Here is a 19255-nt window from a genome sequence, read left to right as displayed (position 1 = left end):
GGCTCGAGCCTCGGCATCGACGTGCCGGTTCCACCGGACACCACAGTGGACATCGGATCGTTCGAGCGTGGAGGACTCGTTTCGGCAGTTGCGGATCTGACGGGGAACTGGTCGCTGATCGCCGGAGGAGCCGGGATCTGTGCCCTGCTGTCGCTGCTGATCGCGCGACGTCGGGGCACCACGCTCGCTCTTCTGGGGTGCGGCGTTGCGCTGATCGGCCTCGCAGGATGGGTGGTGGCCGGTCTGGTGCCGGAGGCGGCAGTGGCAGCGGCAGGGTCAAGTGCCGTTGCGCAGGTCTTTGCCGAAGGGTTGGCCGGCAGGATTGCGCTCAACCTCGCTGCCTCCTCACTACCGGTCATCGTGGCGGGCGGCATTGCAGCGGTGCTCGGTGTGGCGGCACGGCTCACGCTCGAACGGCGTGTGCGGAGTTAGCCCTGCGCGAAGAACGGGCAGGGGCGGGCCGTGGCCTGCAGCGAACCGCTAGCATTGAACCATGACCAGCACTGCAGTTCAGGTCCCCATGCCCACCATTCCACGGCGTCGCCGTTCACCCGAGGAAGTGCAGGCCGCGTCGCCCGTTGAAGGTAACCGGCGGGTCCTCCTTGCCGCACCACGGGGTTACTGCGCGGGTGTCGACCGTGCAGTCATTGCAGTGGAAAAGGCGATCGAGCACTACGGCCCTCCCGTGTATGTGCGCAAGCAGATCGTCCACAACCTGCATGTGGTCTCGACACTCGAAGCCAAGGGCGCCATCTTCGTCGATGAGACCGACGAGGTTCCCGAGGGAGCGCTCGTGGTGTTCTCCGCGCACGGGGTCTCTCCCGCCGTCGTGCAGTCAGCAGAGGATCGCGGGCTGCGCACGATCGATGCCACCTGCCCGCTGGTGACCAAGGTCCACCGCGAGGCGCAGCGTTTCGCCCGGGATGATTTCGATATTCTCCTCATCGGCCACGAGGGCCATGAGGAGGTCGAGGGAACCGCGGGGGAGGCGCCTGAGCACATCCAGATCGTCAACGGCCCCGAGGACGTCGACAAGGTCCAGGTCCGCGATCCGGAACGTCTCATCTGGCTGTCCCAGACCACGCTGAGCGTCGACGAGACCATGCTCACCGTAAATCTGCTCAAGGAGCGTTTCCCGACACTCCAGGATCCACCGAGCGACGACATCTGCTATGCAACCTCGAACCGCCAGGCGGCCATCAAGAAGATAGCACCCGGGTCGGACCTCGTGATCGTCGTGGGGTCTGCCAACTCATCGAATTCGGTCCGTCTTGTGGAAGTTGCGCTCGAGTACGGGGCGAAGGCGTCCTACCGCGTCGACTTCGCCAACGAGGTGGATGAATCCTGGTTCGAGGGCGTCTCGACCATCGGCGTGTCGTCGGGCGCGTCGGTGCCGGAGAACCTGGTGCAGGATGTCCTGCGGCTCCTCGCCGACTACGGCTACGGCGACGTCGAGGAAGTGGTCACTGCTCAGGAAGACATCATCTTCTCGCTGCCGAAGGAAATCCGTTCGGCGCTGAAGGCGATGGGGGACACCTCGTCGAACCGTGGAGGGAACCTCAAGCGCAACGGGCAGGGCAGCCTCAACTAGCTCAGGCTGTTCCGTACTGCCTTTCCGCCGCTTCACCAGGATCGCCCAGGTTGTCCACGAGTTCCGGCGCACTCAACGCACGCGGCGTCGCCTCGAGGACCGCGGCCCCGCCGAGTCCGTCGTTTTGCGCCGACGCGAGGGATGCCGCGTCGAAGGCACCGATGCGCCGTGCGGTGGGAAGGACCCGTGCCTCCAGGGTGCCGACGAACGAGTTGTACTTCTCCACCGACGTCTTGAGGGACGCTCCCAGGCGTGCCACATGGTTCCCCATGGTCCCCAGCCGCTCATAGAGCTGGCGTGAGAGATCGAAGAGTTCCCGGGCGTTCTCCGTCAGCACATCCTGCCGCCAGCTGAACGCGGCGCCCTTGAGGATGCCGAGGAGGGAGACCGGCGAGGCAAGCGCCACATTACGGCTGAAGGCATAGTCCAGCAGCTCCGGGTCGGCGCGGAGCGCCGCCGACAACACCGACTCCACCGGGATGAAGCAGATGACCAGCTCGGGGGAGTTACTGGTGCCTTCCCAGTACTTCTTCTTCGCGAGTGCGTCGACATGCGCGCGCAGCGCCTTGGCGTGCTGCTTCAGCAGGTCGTTCCGCTCGGAGGCCTCGGAGGCCTCGGACGGGGACTCGCTGCCGCCCGGGAGTTCCTGCGCGCGGAGGAACGCCGAGAGCGGAACCTTCGCGTCGATGACCAGTTGCTTGTCTCCCGGAAGCTTCACCACCATGTCGGGCCGGGCGAGGGCCGCAGGACCGTCAACAGCGTGCAGCCCTCCATGACCTGTGGGGAATGACGCCTGTTCGAGGAAATCCACGCGGTCCAGCATTCCTGCGGCCTCGACCACACGGCGCAACTGGACCTCGCCCCACTGCCCCCGGGCGCTGTTGCTTCGCAGGGCTGCCGCCAGCGAATGCGTGGTGGTCAGCAGGCGCGCATCGGCCTCGCGTGCCTCCTGCAACTGCCTGGCCAGCTGTCCGTACTGTTCGACGCGGTCACGCTCCAGCAGTCCCACCTGCCGCTGGACCTGCGTGAGTTTCTCCGCCACCGGGGCAAGGGCCCTCAGGACCTCCGTCTCCTCCGAGGAGCGCCCCGACAGTTCGCGGTTATGGCGTACCAGCAGATCCCGTTCCGCGGTGGCAGCGGCGAGGGCCGACGTGGCGCTCCCCACGCGACCGACGGCGTCGTCGAGCTCTCTCTTCAGCGCCTCGGCATGCCTGCGCAGCAGCAGGGCGACGACGATCCCTCCTCCCACACAGCCCAGCACGAACGCAAGGAGAACCAGAACAACCGCGAAACCATCCATGACTCCACTGTCCCAGCACGCTGTGACATTTCTGCCAAGCCGCTCCGGTGGAGGCGCAAGGGGCCCACCCGGCACGTACTCCCCGGCCCGGTAGACTGTATTCCCGTGGCTCTTACTATCGGCATCGTCGGCCTGCCCAACGTCGGCAAATCAACTCTTTTCAATGCGCTGACCCGCAACAACGTTCTCGCCGCGAACTATCCGTTCGCCACCATCGAACCGAACGTCGGCATGGTCAGCCTCCCCGATCCACGTCTCGCGCAGCTCGCCGAGGTCTTCGGGTCCAAGCAGATCCTGCCGGCGACCGTTTCCTTCGTGGACATCGCAGGAATCGTCAAGGGCGCCTCGGAGGGCGAGGGCCTCGGCAACCAGTTCCTCGCGAACATCCGTGAGGCCGAGGCCATCGCCCAGGTCATCCGCGTGTTCGACGACCCCGATGTGATCCACGTGGACGGCAAGGTCGACCCCCGGTCCGACATGGAGACCATCAACACCGAGTTGATCCTGGCTGACCTGCAGACCCTTGAGAAGGCGATCCCGCGCGTCGAGAAGGAAGTCAAGATCAAGAAGCGCGAGGCCGCGCAGCTCACCGCGATGCAGGCGGCCCAGGCCGTTCTGGAACGCGGCGACACCATCTTCTCCTCGGTGAGGAGCGACAAGCTGGAAATGGAGCACCTGCGCGAGCTGAGCCTGCTCACCGCGAAGCCCTTCATCTATGTGTTCAACGTCGACGACGCCGTCCTCGGGAACCCGGAGCGCCAGGAGGAGCTGCGTGCCCTCGTCGCCCCCGCCGACTCCATCTTCCTCGACGCCAAGCTCGAGGCCGACCTCGTGGAACTTGACGAGGCCGAGGCCCGCGAGATGCTCGAAATGAACGGCCAGGAGGAATCGGGGCTGGATCAGCTGGCGCGCGTCGGCTTCCACACCCTCGGACTGCAGACCTACCTCACCGCAGGCCCTAAGGAAACCCGCGCGTGGACGATCAAGAAGGGTGCCACCGCGCCGGAGGCCGCAGGGGTCATCCACTCCGACTTCCAGCGCGGATTCATCAAGGCCGAGGTTGTCCACTTTCAGGACCTTATGGAGGCGCGGACCATGGGTGAAGCCAAGTCTCGCGGCAAGGTGCGCATCGAAGGCAAGGAATACGTGATGTCCGACGGCGACGTGGTGGAGTTCCGGTTCAACGTCTAGTTGGACGGTTCGGGCTTCCGTGCCCCGACCGCTGCTACGCGAAAGTTCGTCGGTTGTGCTGAAGAAATCGGGCAGGGCGCCTTCGCTGCCTCCGGCCCCGAAGGGCGGCGTTGCGTAAACTCCGGCGATCGTGAATGTCCTGCACCTCCGCTTCGGGAGGTGTAGGACTCACGCAGCTATCACAGAATACGGTCTCGGCCAGCTCCCCGCAGCACTGGCGCCTGTGTTCTTCATAAGCCGTGGATCGAGATGAGAAGCCCCTCGGCAACGTCGTCACGCGAGGGTGCTATCTGCATTTTGATCGCCCATGCAAATAGTTCAGCCGTCCGCCGTCAGCCGGCCTTCCTGCCTGCGCCGTACTGGGGATTGAATGCCGACAGGTACTGCTGCACCGCACTCTCGCTCACGCGGTACGAGCGGCCGAAGCGGATTCCCTCGAGCGTGCCGGACTGCACCAGTCGGTAGACGGTCATTTTCGACACCCGCATCACCTCGGCCACCTCCGCGACGGTCAGGAGATCCCTCGGCAGTTCAGTATCCGGCATTTCAACCATCCGATCTTCAATCGCAGACCCTCGCCTGAGGGCTTCATAGGATTTGGAGCTGGAATGCGCGCGATCAAGCGAGCATTCCAGCTCCTATCCTATCGAATAGCAAGCGTGCTTATCATCATTCCGTGTTCCTGCTCACAGTGGACCAATCCGGATTGCAGGGGCCCGTGCCGACGACATCTCTTGGTTGCTTTTCGATAACAACACCTGCCGCCTTCGCCATTCGTTACCTTCCAGTAACACCGCACAGTTAGGATTCTGCTCATGTGAGGCACGCCACTTCATTGAAGTGCGTGTCCACTGTCATGTAACACGTCATGAAGTGAAGCTGGTTCCACACCAAGAAATAGGAGGCGGAATGCGTTTCGGACGTACTTCCAAAGCTGTGGGGGTTGCTGCTGTCGCAGCACTCGCACTGAGCGCCTGCGCTGCCAACACCGGTACTGAAACTACCGAGGGCGACGAGGCAGAAGCGACCGGCGGAGAAGTTCGCGTGGTCGAGGTGAACGCATTCAGTTCATTCAACTCGGGAACGGCGGAGGGCAATGTCGACATCAATGGCAACATCGCCTACCTGACACATTCCGGCTTCAACTACATCAACAATGACCTTGAAGTGGTGCCGAACGAAGACTTCGGAACCCTGGAGGTCCTCTCCGAGGACCCGCTGAGTGTCAAGTACACGGTGAACGAGGGGGTCAGCTGGTCCGACGGCGAAGCAGTTGACGCCGGTGACATGCTCCTGGCCTGGGCCGCGGGCTCAGGGCACTTCGATGACGCCACGACCGACGACGCAGGTGAGGTCACCTCCGGTACCACCTACTTCAACTTCGACGGGGACACCAGCGGCCTCGGCCTCACCGATGTTCCCGAAATCGGTGATGACGGTCGATCGATCACCCTTGAATACGCTGAGCCATATGCCGACTACGAAGTAGCATTCGGCACGATGACCGAGGGCGGCATCGGTATGCCGGCTCATGTTGTCGCGACGAATGCCGGTCTGGCTGACGAGGACGCGCTGATCGAACTCATCCAGACCGCTCCCGAGGGTGACCCCGCGGCTCCCGAGGAACGCGCCGAGATGCAGGCAGTCGCAGACTTCTGGAACACCGGCTTCGACACAAAGTCCCTGCCGACGGACCCTGCGTTGTACCTGTCGAACGGCCCCTACATCGTATCGGCGATGACCCCGGACCAGAGCATGACCCTGATCCGGAACGAAGATTACGACTGGGGTCCTCAACCGAAGGTGGACGAAATCACCGTCCGCTATATCGGTGAGGCGCCGGCACAGATCCAGGCACTGCAGAACGGCGAGGTCGACATCATCGCGCCCCAGGCTTCAGCAGACACTGCGGAGCAGCTCGAGGCGCTCGAGGGTGTCGAAGTGCTTCGCGGCAACGAACTGTCCTACGATCACCTCGACCTCAACTACGACGGCGTGTTCGCTGAGGAGAGCGTGCGCGAGGCGTTCATGAAGACGGTTCCCCGCCAGCAGATCGTTGACTCGATCATCAAGAAGCTCAACCCTGACGCTGCGCCGCTCGACTCGCAGCTCTTCCTGTCCGACCAGGAAGGGTATGAGCAAGCGGCCGAGAATAACGGCTCGGAGGAGTACGCAGAGGCCGACATCGAGGGCGCACGGGAACTACTCGCCGGAGCCACTCCCGAGGTTCGCATCATGTACAACCGGGACAACCCGAACCGTCTCGATGCGTACACCCTGATTGCGGAGTCCGCATCGCAGGCGGGCTTCAACGTCGTGGACGGAGGCCTCGGAGCCTCCGACTGGGCTTCAGCGCTTGGTAGCGGTACCTATGACGCAACGATCTTCGGCTGGATCAGCTCCGGCGTCGGTGTCTCGGGTGTTCCACAGATCTTCAAATCCGGTCAGGGTTCGAACTTCAACGGGTTCTCCAACGCCGAAGCCGATGCACTCATGGACCAGCTGATCGTCGAAACCGACCCGGAGGAACAGAAGCAACTCCAGATCGAGATCGACAAGCTGATCTGGGACACCAACTACGGGCTGCCACTGTTCCAGCTGCCAGGGATCAACGCACACAGCGACACGATCACCGGACCGGCATATATGCCGAACCAGACCGGTATCTGGTGGAACTTCTGGGAGTGGGAACTGGCCCAGTAAGCAAGAATCAGAAGCAGGTTGATTGAAATGGAAGGCGCCGGACCCAGTAGTCACTGGTTCCGGCGCCTTCCGGCGTGTACCACCCTGCCGGGCGAGTTCGACCAGGGAGTATCGAGGAATTGGGAAGGGCCGAATTCCACCCCCCGGTGACCTGCATTACACTGACGCGGTGGGACGCTGACTCCCAAGGGAACCTACTTTGAGGCAATGAAAATATGGTCACTTACATAGTGCGGCGGCTGGTGACTGCCGTCCTGATCCTGTTCGGGGCATCGTTCCTCGTCTACCTCCTGACAGCGGCGTCCGGGGATCCCCTTGCTGACCTTCGTGCGAGCAGTGCCCCCAACCGTGACCAGCTCATCCAGGCGCGCACCGAACTGCTCGATCTCAACACTCCGGCGCCGCTGCGCTATTTCGGCTGGCTGACGGGCGCGCTCAAGTGCGTGGTCCCGTTCACCGGCTCCTGCGACCTCGGACAGAGCATCCAGGGGGAGGCCGTGGTCGATGCCCTCGCCCGCGCCATGGGCAACACGATCCTGCTTGTCACCACGGCCACTGTCCTTGCCATCATCATCGGCGTCTCGCTCGGAATCATCACCGCCCTGCGCCAGTACAGCGGGCTGGACTATGGTGTCACGTTCATGGCATTCCTCTTCTTCTCCCTGCCGATCTTCTGGCTGGCGGTACTCCTCAAGGAATTCGGTGCCATCGGCTTCAACAACTTCCTGGCGAACCCTGAGATACCTCTCACCACGCTCCTGGTGGTCGCCCTTGCCAGCGGCATCATCTGGGCGGTCTTCGCCGGTGGCTCCATCAAACGAAAATCTATCGCGTTCGTGCTGGGTGCGGTCCTCGCGGGCGGCCTCCTGGCCGTGCTCGACGCCGTCGGATGGTTCGTGGAGCCGGGCCTCGGTCCCATCGTCATCCTCATCTCAGGAGTGGCCGTAGCCTACGGGGTGACGCTACTCAGTGCAGGTCTGAAGAACCGCCGTGCGCTCGGTTCCGCCCTGATCATGGTGGCCCTCGGCCTGGTGGCCTACTACGTGGTGAACCCCATGCTCGCCGGCGCCACCATCTGGCTGATCATCCTCCTCGCCGCGATCACCGTGCTGGTCGGCCTCGTGGTCGGGTACGTCATGGGCGGGTACGACCGCGGCCAGAGCATGCGCTCCGCCGCGCTCACCGGGCTCCTCATGGGGGGGCTGATCGTCCTCGACCGGTTCATGGTCACCTGGCCGCTGTACACCGGGAACTCCCGCGTCCGAGGCAGGCCCATCGCCACGATCGGAGCATCGACTCCGGGTCTTGAGGGTGATTTCTGGATTTCAGGCCTCGATTCCTTTACCCACCTCCTACTGCCGACCCTCGCACTGCTGCTGGCGTCGCTGGCGAGCTACAGCAGGTACTCCCGCGCCTCCATGCTCGAGATCATGAGCATGGACTACATCCGTACGGCACGGGCGAAAGGCCTGTCGGAGCGGACGGTCGTCATGAGGCATGCGTTCCGGAACGCACTGATCCCGCTCGCCACGCTGGTCGCCTTCGACATCGGTGCGCTGATCGGCGGCGCTGTCATCACCGAGCAGGTGTTCGCCTTCGCCGGCATGGGCCAGCTCTTCATCTCGGCGCTGGCGCGGACCGATCCGAATCCCATCATGGGATTCTTCCTCGTCGTCGGCATCCTCGCCCTAGTCTTCAACCTCATCGCCGACCTCGCCTACTCGTTCCTCGACCCACGCGTAAGGGTGAAAGCATGACCATTCAGCGCTCTTCGAAGTCCCCGGGTGACGAGCCCGGGCCCTCGCCCATAGCGGAGGGGGCGGCACCCGAAGCGGATCCGATGGGCCTCTCTCAGGGCCAGATCGTCCGCAGGAGGTTCTTCGACAACACAGCGGCGATCATCAGCCTCGTGGTTTTTGCGCTCGTCCTGATCCTCTCCTTCTCGTCGCTCGGCTTCGCAGGTATCCCGGGCTGGTGGAAGTACAACCACACGGAGTTCCTGCCCGTCGTCAACGGCGGTGCGCCGACCTTCACCAACATTTTCAACTGGGGCGACCACCCCTTCGGGCAGGACGCCATCGGGCGCGACTACTTCGCGATGACCATGCGGGGGGCGCAGAACTCGATCATCATCATGTTCCTGATCGGTGCCATTTCGGGGATCGTCGGCGTCGTCATCGGTGCGTGCTCCGGCTACTTCCGCGGCATGACCGAGGCCGTGCTCATGCGGTTCACCGACATCATCATCATCATTCCCCTGATCGTGCTCGCCGCGGTCCTGGGACGCAACATCGGCGCATCACTGGGCGAAGGTGTGCGCGTGTACTTCCTCGGGATCTTCCTCGGGCTGATCGCCTGGACAGGCATGGCCCGCCTGGTGCGGGGAGAGTTCCTGTCCCTGCGCGAACGCGAGTTCGTCGATGCTGCGAAAATCGCCGGCGCCTCGAACCGGAGGATCATCTTCAAGCACATCCTGCCGAACGCGGTGGGCGTGATCATCGTCAACACCACCCTCCTGATGGCTGCCGCGATCCTCCTCGAGACCGGCCTGAGCTACATCGGGTTCGGCGTGCAGGCGCCCGATGTGTCACTGGGACTGAACATCAGCCAGAACGAGCAGGCCTTCCAGACGCGGCCGTGGCTGTTCTGGTTCCCGGGACTGTTCATCGTGCTGATCTGCCTCACCATCAACTTCATCGGGGACGGGCTCCGGGACGCCTTCGACCCGCGGCAGAAGAAGTTCAACGCACGCAAGGCCGGAACCGCAACGTGAGCCAGTCGAACGGCCATCCCTCGGACTGCCCTGCCTCAGGCGGTGCCCGGTACGCCGAAGCTTGCGGCGAGAAGGGCCAGTGCCGGAAGAAGGAGGATCCAGTTCACCCGGCGGGTGACGCGCGCGGAATCCGTCTGGTCGACGTCGAGCTCGCCGTTCTCGATCATCGTCTCCCATCGGGACCGCACCAGGAACGCCGCATAGCCGGAGTCGGTGTGTTTGAGGTCGCCGGGCCGGACCGAGGCCCCGGGGCCGTAGCTGGACGCCGGCAGGTTGGTCAGGTGCTCCACCTTGCCGGCGTGCGTTCCCCATACTCCGGGTGCGGGTGCCGCCCAGGCGGAGTAGGACCGTCTGGGAGTGACCAACTTCAGGGCATACTTCGTGTCCACGTGGACGAGTGCGGCCCAGGGAACGCTGATCGTCACGAGCGGATTCCGCAGCGTGACAGCGGTGCGGTCCACGACGACGGTGGGGTACCAGAACAGCCACCACGCTCCGTAGGCGACCGTCAGCAGGGGCCAGGCCCCCAGCAGCCCTGCCGGGCCGTCGGTTACCACGAGCGACACCAGACCCGTCCCGACCAGGACGAAAGCAATAAGGGTGAACCATTTGCTGGTCCGCGGTTTGAACACCGTGGTGCCGGCGTCGGGTGTGCTCATAGCCCTATAGTTTCAGGATTTCGGGCCGGCCGGGCGCGGCATGCCGTTCGTGTGCGCCCTGGCCGGCTCCCAGCGGAAGGAAGCAAACCATGACTCCGGATCTCATCGGCGGTGCCGACGACTCACGAGTTGTCCCTGCGAGCGGGCAGGGACCGGTCCTCGAGGTCCGGGACCTGTCAGTGTATTTCGGCGTGGAGAAGAAGTGGGTGCCGGCGGCGCTCAACCTCAACTATCACGTCGACGCGGGCGAGGTGCTTGCGATCGTCGGTGAGTCGGGTTCGGGGAAAAGCGCCAGCTCCATGTCCCTGCTGGGTCTGCTGCCCTCGAACAGCCGCGTGACGGGGCAGGTCCTGCTCAACGGCAAGTCGGTTCTCGACCTGCCGCCCGCCAAGCTGCGCCAGGTCCGCGGCAACGACGTCGCGGTGATCTTCCAGGAGCCGATGACCGCCCTGAATCCCGTGTACACGGTGGGGTTCCAGATTGTCGAGACACTCCGGCTCCACAACGAGATCTCGCCGGACGAAGCCAGGCAACGGGCCCTGCGCCTGCTCGCGCTCGTGGAACTCCCGGACGCCGAGAAAGCCTACAAGTCCTACCCCCACCAGCTCTCCGGCGGTCAGCGGCAGCGGGCGATGATCGCGCAGTCCCTCTCCTGCGACCCGAAACTCCTGATCGCCGATGAACCGACCACCGCGCTCGATGTAACGGTCCAGGCGGAAATCCTCGATCTCATGAGGAACCTGCGCAGCAAGCTCAACAGCGCGATCGTGCTCATCACCCATGACATGGGAGTGGTGGCGGATCTCGCCGATCGGATCGCCGTCATGCGACGGGGCGAGATCGTCGAGACGGGAACCGTCGCGGAGATCTTCGGAAATCCCCAGCACGAGTACACGCGGGCCCTGCTGGCAGCGGTTCCGCACCTCGGCCAGGGCGGGGGAGAAGGTGACGACGTCGACATCGATGCCGCACTGGCCGCCGCCACCCACACCGAACTGACCGGCGTGGACTCCGACGAGCTGGAACGCCGTGAGCGGAACGTGCTGGCAGGCCTTGCCGACCATGGTTCCCTCGAAAGGACCACCGCGGATCCGGTCCTCGAACTCGTCGACGTCGCCATCGAATACCCGAAGCAGGGAAGGGTTCCTGCCTTCCGTGCGGTAGAGGGCGCCAACCTCGCGATCTACCCGGGCCAGGTCATCGGGCTCGTGGGGGAATCGGGATCGGGCAAGACCACCATCGGCCGGGCCGCCGTCGGTCTGCTGCCCGTCGCCGAGGGATCCCTCAAAGTGGTCGGAACCGATATCTCCGGTTTCAAACCGACCTCGCGGGAGCTCGCGGCCGTCCGCCGGCACGTCGGCATGGTGTTCCAGGACCCGGCGTCGTCCCTGAATCCGCGACTGCCGATCGGCGAGAGCATCGGCGAACCGATGTTCCTTGCAGGGGAGGCGAAGGGCGCCGCACTGCAGCAGCGGATCGAAACGCTCCTCGACCAGGTGGAGCTGCCGCGGTCCTACCGGAACCGTTACCCCCACGAGCTGTCCGGCGGCCAGAAGCAGCGCGTCGGCATTGCCCGGGCTCTCTCGCTCAAGCCGAAGCTGATGGTGGCGGATGAGCCGACGTCGGCCCTCGATGTCTCGGTCCAGGCGAGGGTGCTCGAACTGTTCCAGAACCTGCAGCGGGAGCTGGGATTCGCGTGCCTCTTCGTGACGCACGATCTTGCCGTGGTGGACGTGCTGGCCGACCGTATCTGCGTCATGAAGCGCGGCAGGATCGTTGAGCAGGGAACCCGTGACCAGATCCTGCGCAGGCCCCAGAATCCCTACACCCAAAGGCTCCTGGCCGCGGTACCACTACCCGATCCGGAGAAGCAGCGTGAACGGCGTGAGCTGAGGGCAAAACTCCTCGCATCCTCGGACTGATCAGCCATTTCACGAGCTTCCCCACTCCCTAGTCTGTAGGCTGGGAAGGCCCCTCCGTCATTTTCAGAGTGCCCGGGGGCGATCTCGCACACGTCAGACCACTGAATGAGGAGCAAGAAAATGTCCGTCAAGACCGGAAATCCGGCGAACCAGAGTCCATCACCTCCAGGCAAACCCTCCCAGGAGGGGCAGGTAAGACGCGGGTCGACGCTGGCTAAACCGGTCTTCATCCCGGCGGCCGTCCTCATCGTGGTCTTCGTTGCGTACGCCCTGATCCTTCCCGAGCAGGCGTCGACGCTCTTCGGGTCCATCCAGGCGAACGTGATCGGGGCCTTCGGCTGGTACTACGTGGCCATCGTGGCATTCTTCGTCGTCTTCGCCCTGTGGATGGGCCTCAGCCGGTTCGGTGACATCCGCCTCGGCAAAGACGATGACAAACCTGAATTCAGCCTCATGTCCTGGTTCGCACTCCTCTTTGCCGCAGGCATGGGAATCGGGCTCGTATTCTGGGGAGTGGCGGAACCGCTCAACCACTTCGCGGCTCCACGCCCCGGAGTCGAGGGAACCGGAATCGAGCTTGCCCAACAGGCTCTCACCCAGACGTTCCTCCATTGGGGACTGCACGCCTGGAGCATCTACGTCGTCGTCGGACTGGCGATCGCCTACGCCGTGCACCGGCGCGGCCGCCCCATTTCGATCCGCTGGGCGCTTGAACCGCTCCTAGGCGATCGTGTACGCGGCCGCTGGGGAGACGCTATCGACGTCGTGGCGCTGGTCGGCACGCTCTTCGGCGTCGCGACTTCGCTCGGCCTCGGTGTGCTGCAGATGTCTGCCGGACTCGATACGGCGAACATCCTGGCCGCCACTCAGGCTACTCAGATCGGACTCATCGTCTGCATCACGGCCCTGACTCTGGTGTCGGTCATCTCGGGCATCGGTAAGGGCATGAAGTGGTTGTCCAACATCAACCTGGTCCTGGCCGCATTGCTGTTGCTGATCGTCCTTTTCGCAGGCCCCACCCTGTTCCTGCTGCGTGAATTCGTGCAGTCACTGGGTAACTACCTGCAGAACGTCGTGGGACTCACTTTCAACACCCTCGCCTTCTCGGAGGCCGAGGGCGTTGCGTGGCAGTCCGCATGGACAACCTTCTACTGGGGCTGGTGGATTTCGTGGGCCCCCTTCGTCGGCATCTTCATCGCCCGCATCTCGAAGGGGCGCACCGTTCGGGAGTTCGTCGCCGGAGTGCTGCTGGTTCCGACGTTCGTGACGTTCCTCTGGTTCTCGGTCCTGGGCGGTTCCGCGCTCTACCGCGAACTGTTCGGCGCAGGTGGCCTGGTGGGCGAGGATGGCACCGTGGACACCAATAACGCGTTGTTCGCCCTGCTGACGGACCTCCCCGGGGGGTCGGTGCTGCTCCTCGGCGCCATCATTCTCATCGCGATCTTCTTCATCACATCAGCGGATTCGGGTGCGTTGGTCATGAGCATGATCTCCACCGGCGGCGACCCGAATCCAAAGAACTGGATCCGTGCCTTCTGGGCGGTGCTCGCGGCCCTTGTCGCGATTGCGCTACTGCTGGTGGGGGAGAGCGGGCTGGCCTCCATCCAGACCGCGGCTATCCTCACTGCTCTGCCCTTCAGTGTGGTCATGGTGCTGATGTGCATTGCGACGGCGATCGCGTTCCATCGGGAGCACCAGCAGGTGATGCGGGCGCAGCGACTCGCGGCGCAGACTGCTATGGCGGACAGGGTGACCGACCAGGTGAGCGAAAACGTGTCCGGGCAGGTTGAGCGCCAGGTCCAGGAGCACCTTGCCGACTATGAGGGTTCCGACACGGAGGGATCGGTTGGAGCCGTGCACGGCTCTTCAACGGGCGGCCGGCGAAAGCTGCTGCCCCGCCGGCGGCCGGACGCCTGAGGCGCTCCTGAGGCAGCTGAACCATCGTAGGGATGAAAAAGGGAACTCCGCCGGGGTTCCCTTTTTCGTGGCGTGCGGGATGCCGTTACGGAACCGTTATAGTGCCGGCTGAGTACCGGTCGGGAGCGCGCGACGGCGCGGATCGAGCCCCGGACGAGGCGAAGGGGCGTCCGCCGGACTCCAGCCGTCGCCCCCGAATGTTCATCAAGGCAATCTATTCGGGCATATGATCTCGTGTGAGTTGGATCTCGCTATCAGCGGTTTCAGCTTCGCCGGCCGCATCACGTGCCGGCAATCCCAACAACTAGGAGGCGGAAATGCGTTTTGCGCGCAATTCCAAGATTCTCAGCGTCGCAGCGATCGCTGCTTTCACGCTGAGTGCATGTGGCGGCGGAAGCGACGAAGCCGCAACCGGCGAAAACACCGACGCCGTCATCGTGGTGGACGGTTCCGAGCCGCAGAATCCACTGATCCCCACCAGCACCAACGAGGTGGGTGGCGGAGCGATCCTCGACCTGGTCTTCGCAGGACTCGTGAGCTATGACGCCGAAGGTGCCCCGCAGAACGAGATGGCGGAGTCCATCGAGACTGAGGATGCCCAGAACTACACGATCACGCTGAAGGAAGGCAAGACCTTCACCAACGGTGACCCCGTCACGGCGAGCTCCTTCGTCGACGCGTGGAACTACGGCGCAGCTGCCAAGAATGCACAGCTGAGCAGCTACTTCTTCGAAAGCATTGCAGGATACGACGAAGCCGCAGCCGAAGGCTCCACGGTGGAGACCATGAGCGGACTCACGGTCGTCGATGACCGGACGTTCACCGTTGCACTGTCGCAGCCCGAGTCCGACTGGCCGCTGCGCCTGGGCTACAGCGCGTTCTACCCGCTGCCCGAGGGTGCGCTTGCGGATCCGGCGACCTTCGGCGAAAACCCCGTCGGCAACGGCCCCTACAAGTTCGCGGCAGAGGGAGCCTGGCAGCACAACCAGCAGATCGAGCTCGTGCCGAACGACGAGTACGAAGGCCCCCAGGAAGCCCAGAACGCGGGCGTGACGTTCAAGATCTACCAGAACGACACGACGGCGTACCAGGACCTGATCTCGGACAACCTCGATGTTCTGAAGACCATTCCCACCAGCGACATCAAGAACTTCAAGAATGATCTCGGCGACCGCTGGATCGAATCCCCGTACGCAGGCAACCAAACTATCGCCATCCCGTACTACCTCGAGAACTGGGACGGGGAGGCCGGAAAGCTTCGGCGCCAGGCTCTGTCCATGGCGATCAACCGCGAAGAGATCACCGACGTCATCTTCAACAAGGGCCGCACCCCTGCCAAGGAGTTCACGGCTCCAGTGCTCGACGGCTTCTCCGAAGACCTGCCGGGCAGCGAGAACCTCGAGTACAACCCGGAGCAGGCCAAGGAACTGTGGGCCGAAGCCGAAGCACTCGAGCCCTACGACACTGCCGAGCCGCTGACGATCGCCTACAACGCGGACAAGGGCGATCACAAGACCTGGGTCGAAGCTGTCGTGAACAACATCAAGAACAACCTCGGGATCGAGGTGTCCGGCAAGCCGTATGCAACCTTCAAGGAGGTCCGGACCGAGGCGACGGAACAGACCCTCACGGGTGCGCTCCGCTCCGGCTGGCAGGCCGACTACCCGTCCCTGGCCAACTTCCTCGGCCCGATCTACACCACGGGTGCCGGCTCCAACGATGCCGTGTACGAGAACCCGGAGTTCGACGCGAAGGTCTCGGAAGGCCTCGCCGCTGAGTCCGTCGAAGCGGGCAACGAGACGATGAACGAAGCGCAGGAGATGCTCCTCGAGGACCTTCCCGCACTTCCCCTCTGGTACCAGGTTGCACAGGGCGGCTGGAGCACCGACGTCGAGAACGTGGACTTCGGCTGGAACGGCGTTCCCCTGTACTACGCCATCACCGGCAAGTAACCACCCACGGTTCGAAGGGGCTCGCCTTCTCCTCGGGCGGGCCCTTTCTCCGTGCTGCAACGAAAAGGTCCAAACCCCATGAGCTACCCCCACAAGCGTCCCGTCCGGACGTCTGGAACTCCGGGAGGTGCGCACTGATGGCCTGGTATATCTTCCGGCGCTTCCTGCAGCTGATCCCGGTTTTCCTCGGAGCAACCCTCCTCGTCTATTTCCTCGTCTTCAGCCTCCCTGGTGACGCGACCGCAGCCATCTGCGGCGAGCGGGGCTGCACACCCGGCGTCGTCGCGGGACTGCGTGAGCAGTACAACCTCGACGAGCCGTTCTGGATCCAGTACCTGCTCTATCTCAAGGGCCTGCTGACGTTCGACCTCGGCACCAACTTTTCGGGACGGCCGATCGCCGTCATCATCGCGGAGGTCTTCCCAACGACGGCGAAACTCGCCCTGATGGCCCTGGCTTTCGAAGCCGTCTTCGGCATCGCCTTCGGCCTGATCGCCGGCATGCGCAAGGGCAAACTCTTCGATTCCTCGGTCCTGGTCCTGTCGCTGATCGTGATCGCCGTGCCCATCTTCGTGCTCGGGTTCCTGATGCAGTTCCTCATCGGCGTCAAGCTCGGCTGGACGGACCCCACGGTGAGTGGTGACCCGACTTTCACCGAACTGCTGCTGCCCGCCGTCGTGCTCGGCCTTGTCTCCTTCGCCTATGTGCTGCGGCTGACCCGGACCAGCATCATCGAGAACATCAGCGCCGACTATGTGCGTACGGCCACGGCCAAGGGCCTGAGCCGCAAGCGCGTGGTCGTGGTGCATGTGCTGCGCAACTCGATGATCCCGGTCGTGACGTTCCTCGGAGCCGACCTCGGAGCCCTGATGGGCGGCGCGATCGTGACCGAGGGCATCTTCAATGTCAACGGGGTGGGCCTCACCCTGTACCGGGCGGTCCTCAACGGTGACGGACCGATGGTCGTTTCGATCGTCACGTTCCTGATCCTGATCTTCTGCCTGGCCAACCTGCTGGTGGACCTCCTGTACGCGTGGCTTGACCCAAGGATTCGATATGCCTGAGCTAGAGACAGACAACCCTTCGGCGGTCCGGATGAAGACCTCCGCCTATCCGATCGAGCACTTCGTCGCCGACCTCGAGGAAACTCCGGTGCGCGCGACGGACAGTGCGGTGTCCGACGCCGCACCGCGAAGCCTCTGGGGCGAGGCCTGGCGCAACCTACGCAAGCAGCCGTTGTTCCTGATCAGTGCCTTCCTCATCCTCCTCGTGATCTTCGTGGCCCTGTTTCCCGGATTGTTCACCAACGAGCCCCCGAACGAGAACTGCCTGCTGGAGAATTCCGACGGCGGTCCCGCTCCGGGCCACCCGCTCGGTTTCACGCAGCAGGGCTGTGACATCCTTTCCCGTGTGGTGTATGGCACCCAGTCCTCCCTGACGGTCGGGCTCTTCGCGACGCTGGGCGTGGTGGTGATCGGCGGACTGATCGGTGCGCTCGCCGGGTTCTTCGGCGGCTGGGTGGATGCCATCCTCGCCCGCATCGGCGACATCTTTTTCGCCCTGCCGCTGATCCTCGGTGCGATCGTCGTCGTGCAGCTCCCGGCCTTCCAGCAGAACCGGAACGTGTGGACGCTGGTGCTGATCCTCGTGGCCTTCGGGTGGCCGCAGCTGGCACGCATCACCCGGGCGGCCGTCATCGAGGTGCGCAATGCCGACTTCGTGACGGCAGCCCGCTCGCTCGGTATTTCGCCGCTGGCCGCGCTGGTCAGGCACGTGATTCCGAACGCTCTCGCCCCGGTGATCGTCATCGCGACCATCTCGCTCGGAACGTTCATCGTCGCCGAGTCGACGCTGTCCTTCCTCGGCATCGGGCTCCCGCCCGACGTCATGTCCTGGGGAAATGACATCTTCTCGGCGAAGTCATCCCTCCGCAGCAATCCCTCGGCGATCTTCTGGCCGGGCCTCGCCCTGTCGATCACCGTCCTGAGCTTCATCATGCTCGGCGACGCGCTGCGGGACGCCCTCGATCCAAAGGCACGCAAACGATGAGCTCAAGTATCGGAAATCCAACGCAGTCAGCGGCGGCCGTCCAGCCGCTGCTCGAACTGCGCGACCTCGCCATCACGTTCGGGACGGCGAACGGCGACGTCCAGGCGGTGCGGAAGGCGCACCTGACGGTCATGCCCGGGGAGACGGTAGCGATCGTCGGGGAGTCCGGATCGGGAAAATCGACGACGGCGCTCGCGGCGATCGGACTCCTGCCCTCCAATGGACGGGTCTCCAGCGGCAGCATCATCTTCGACGGCGAGGACATCACCTCCGCCTCCGAGAAGCGCATCGTCGAACTGCGCGGCACCTCCATCGGGATGGTTCCCCAGGACCCCATGTCCAACCTTAACCCTGTCTGGAAGATCGGTTTCCAGGTGCGGGAAACCCTGCGCGCCAACGGGCTTCCCAGTTCTCCGCAGGACGTCGCGAAGGTGCTCTCGGAAGCGGGCCTGCCCGACGCCGAGGCCCGGGCCAACCAGTACCCGCACGAGTTCTCCGGCGGCATGCGCCAGCGCGCGCTCATCGCCATCGGCCTCTCGTGCAGGCCCCGCCTGCTCATCGCGGATGAGCCGACGTCGGCCCTGGACGTCACGGTGCAGCGGCAGATCCTCGACCACCTCGACACCATGACCGAGGAGCTGGGCACCGCCGTCCTGCTCATCACGCACGACCTCGGGCTCGCAGCCGAGCGCGCCCACAAGGTCATCGTGATGTACAAGGGCCAGGTGGTCGAAGCCGGACCGGCCCTGGAGCTGCTCACCAATCCGCGGCACCCCTACACGCAGAAGCTCGTTGCTTCGGCTCCCTCCATCGCCTCGCGGCGGATCGAGTCCGCGAAACGGTCGGGGGTGCGGACGGAGGAGCTCCTCGCGGCGGAACCTGCAGTGGATGCAACGAATAAGGTGATCGAGGTCAAGGACCTCACGAAGGTCTTCAAGATCCGCGGCAGCTGGGGTCGGTCCACCGACTTCACGGCCGTGGACAACGTGTCCTTCTCCGTGGCCCGCGGGACCACCACTGCCGTTGTGGGGGAGTCGGGGTCGGGCAAGTCCACAGTGGCGAAGATGGTCCTCGGGCTTGAGACCGCCACCTCGGGCAGCATCGAGTTCGACGGCGTCGACCTCACCGCGCTGAACCGGAAGGCGATGTTCGACTTCCGCCGGCGCGTACAGCCGATCTTCCAGGACCCGTACGGCTC

14 protein-coding genes and 1 pseudogene are annotated in these 19255 nt (G+C 64.0%); 12 read left to right on the top strand and 3 right to left on the bottom strand.

The features are described 5' to 3' along the window. Positions 1–432 (top strand): annotated as a pseudogene (locus Y705_RS22095) (hypothetical protein); the annotation flags it as partial. A 61-nt stretch (positions 433–493) separates the two neighbouring features. Then, positions 494–1591 carry a 4-hydroxy-3-methylbut-2-enyl diphosphate reductase gene (locus Y705_RS0102750; RefSeq protein ID WP_026531751.1) on the top strand — a complete coding sequence of 366 codons (1098 nt, stop codon included), beginning with the start codon at positions 494–496 and terminating at the stop codon, positions 1589–1591. 1 nt (position 1592) lies between these two features. Here Y705_RS0102750 and Y705_RS16855 read toward each other — a convergent pair whose 3' ends face one another. Continuing rightward, positions 1593–2891, bottom strand: coding sequence for a DNA recombination protein RmuC (locus tag Y705_RS16855; RefSeq protein ID WP_049822174.1), 1299 nt, complete (start codon positions 2889–2891; stop codon positions 1593–1595). A gap of 105 nt (positions 2892–2996) precedes the next feature. Between Y705_RS16855 and ychF the strand changes: the two genes are divergently transcribed. Beyond that, complete coding sequence (gene ychF, locus Y705_RS0102740) at positions 2997–4082, top strand: redox-regulated ATPase YchF (protein ID WP_026531750.1); 1086 nt, start codon at positions 2997–2999, stop codon at positions 4080–4082. Positions 4083–4414: 332 nt separating this feature from the next. Here the strand turns inward: ychF and Y705_RS16850 are convergent, their stop codons facing one another. Beyond that, on the bottom strand, positions 4415–4636 hold the full coding sequence (locus tag Y705_RS16850) for a helix-turn-helix domain-containing protein (protein WP_049822173.1): 222 nt from the start codon (positions 4634–4636) through the stop codon (positions 4415–4417). 355 nt (positions 4637–4991) lie between these two features. Between Y705_RS16850 and Y705_RS0102730 the strand changes: the two genes are divergently transcribed. The 3 genes from Y705_RS0102730 (at position 4992) to Y705_RS16845 (ending at position 9558) form a co-directional block, all read left to right on the top strand. Next, the gene (locus Y705_RS0102730) at positions 4992–6785 is read left to right on the top strand and encodes an ABC transporter family substrate-binding protein (protein WP_026531749.1); all 1794 of its coding nucleotides are present in this window, start codon (positions 4992–4994) and stop codon (positions 6783–6785) included. A 215-nt stretch (positions 6786–7000) separates the two neighbouring features. After that, positions 7001–8542 carry an ABC transporter permease gene (locus tag Y705_RS0102725; protein ID WP_026531748.1) on the top strand — a complete coding sequence of 514 codons (1542 nt, stop codon included), beginning with the start codon at positions 7001–7003 and terminating at the stop codon, positions 8540–8542. After that, positions 8539–9558, top strand: a complete 1020-nt coding sequence (locus Y705_RS16845) for an ABC transporter permease (RefSeq protein ID WP_081737721.1) — start codon at positions 8539–8541, stop codon at positions 9556–9558. Before Y705_RS0102725 ends, Y705_RS16845 begins: the two co-directional genes overlap by 4 nt. Positions 9559–9593: 35 nt before the next feature. Here Y705_RS16845 and Y705_RS0102715 read toward each other — a convergent pair whose 3' ends face one another. After that, entirely contained in the window at positions 9594–10217 is a 624-nt protein-coding gene (locus Y705_RS0102715) for a PH domain-containing protein (protein WP_026531747.1), read from the bottom strand. Positions 10218–10306: 89 nt separating this feature from the next. Here Y705_RS0102715 and Y705_RS0102710 point away from each other — a divergent pair, with 89 nt between their 5' ends. From Y705_RS0102710 to Y705_RS16840, 6 genes are all read left to right on the top strand, one after another. Then, positions 10307–12139 (top strand): ABC transporter ATP-binding protein, encoded by a 1833-nt coding sequence (locus Y705_RS0102710; RefSeq protein WP_026531746.1) that lies wholly within the window; start codon positions 10307–10309, stop codon positions 12137–12139. A gap of 120 nt (positions 12140–12259) precedes the next feature. Beyond that, complete coding sequence (locus tag Y705_RS0102705) at positions 12260–14056, top strand: BCCT family transporter (protein ID WP_026531745.1); 1797 nt, start codon at positions 12260–12262, stop codon at positions 14054–14056. 317 nt (positions 14057–14373) lie between these two features. Next, positions 14374–16008, top strand: coding sequence for a peptide ABC transporter substrate-binding protein (locus Y705_RS0102700; RefSeq protein WP_026531744.1), 1635 nt, complete (start codon positions 14374–14376; stop codon positions 16006–16008). 137 nt (positions 16009–16145) lie between these two features. Beyond that, entirely contained in the window at positions 16146–17072 is a 927-nt protein-coding gene (locus Y705_RS0102695; protein WP_026531743.1) for an ABC transporter permease, read from the top strand. Between the two features lie 31 nt (positions 17073–17103). Beyond that, complete coding sequence (locus tag Y705_RS0102690; RefSeq protein WP_026531742.1) at positions 17104–18057, top strand: ABC transporter permease; 954 nt, start codon at positions 17104–17106, stop codon at positions 18055–18057. After that, on the top strand, positions 18054–19255 hold a 1202-nt coding region (locus Y705_RS16840), incomplete at its 3' end, for an ATP-binding cassette domain-containing protein (protein ID WP_081737727.1). The genes Y705_RS0102690 and Y705_RS16840, both read left to right, overlap by 4 nt.

It is taken from the genome of Arthrobacter sp. H41 (genome assembly GCF_000520535.1).
In the GTDB taxonomy this organism is placed as follows: domain Bacteria; phylum Actinomycetota; class Actinomycetes; order Actinomycetales; family Micrococcaceae; genus Arthrobacter_D.
The sequence above is the reverse complement of the archived record's forward strand: the minus strand, read 5'-3'. Positions and strand labels throughout refer to the sequence as shown.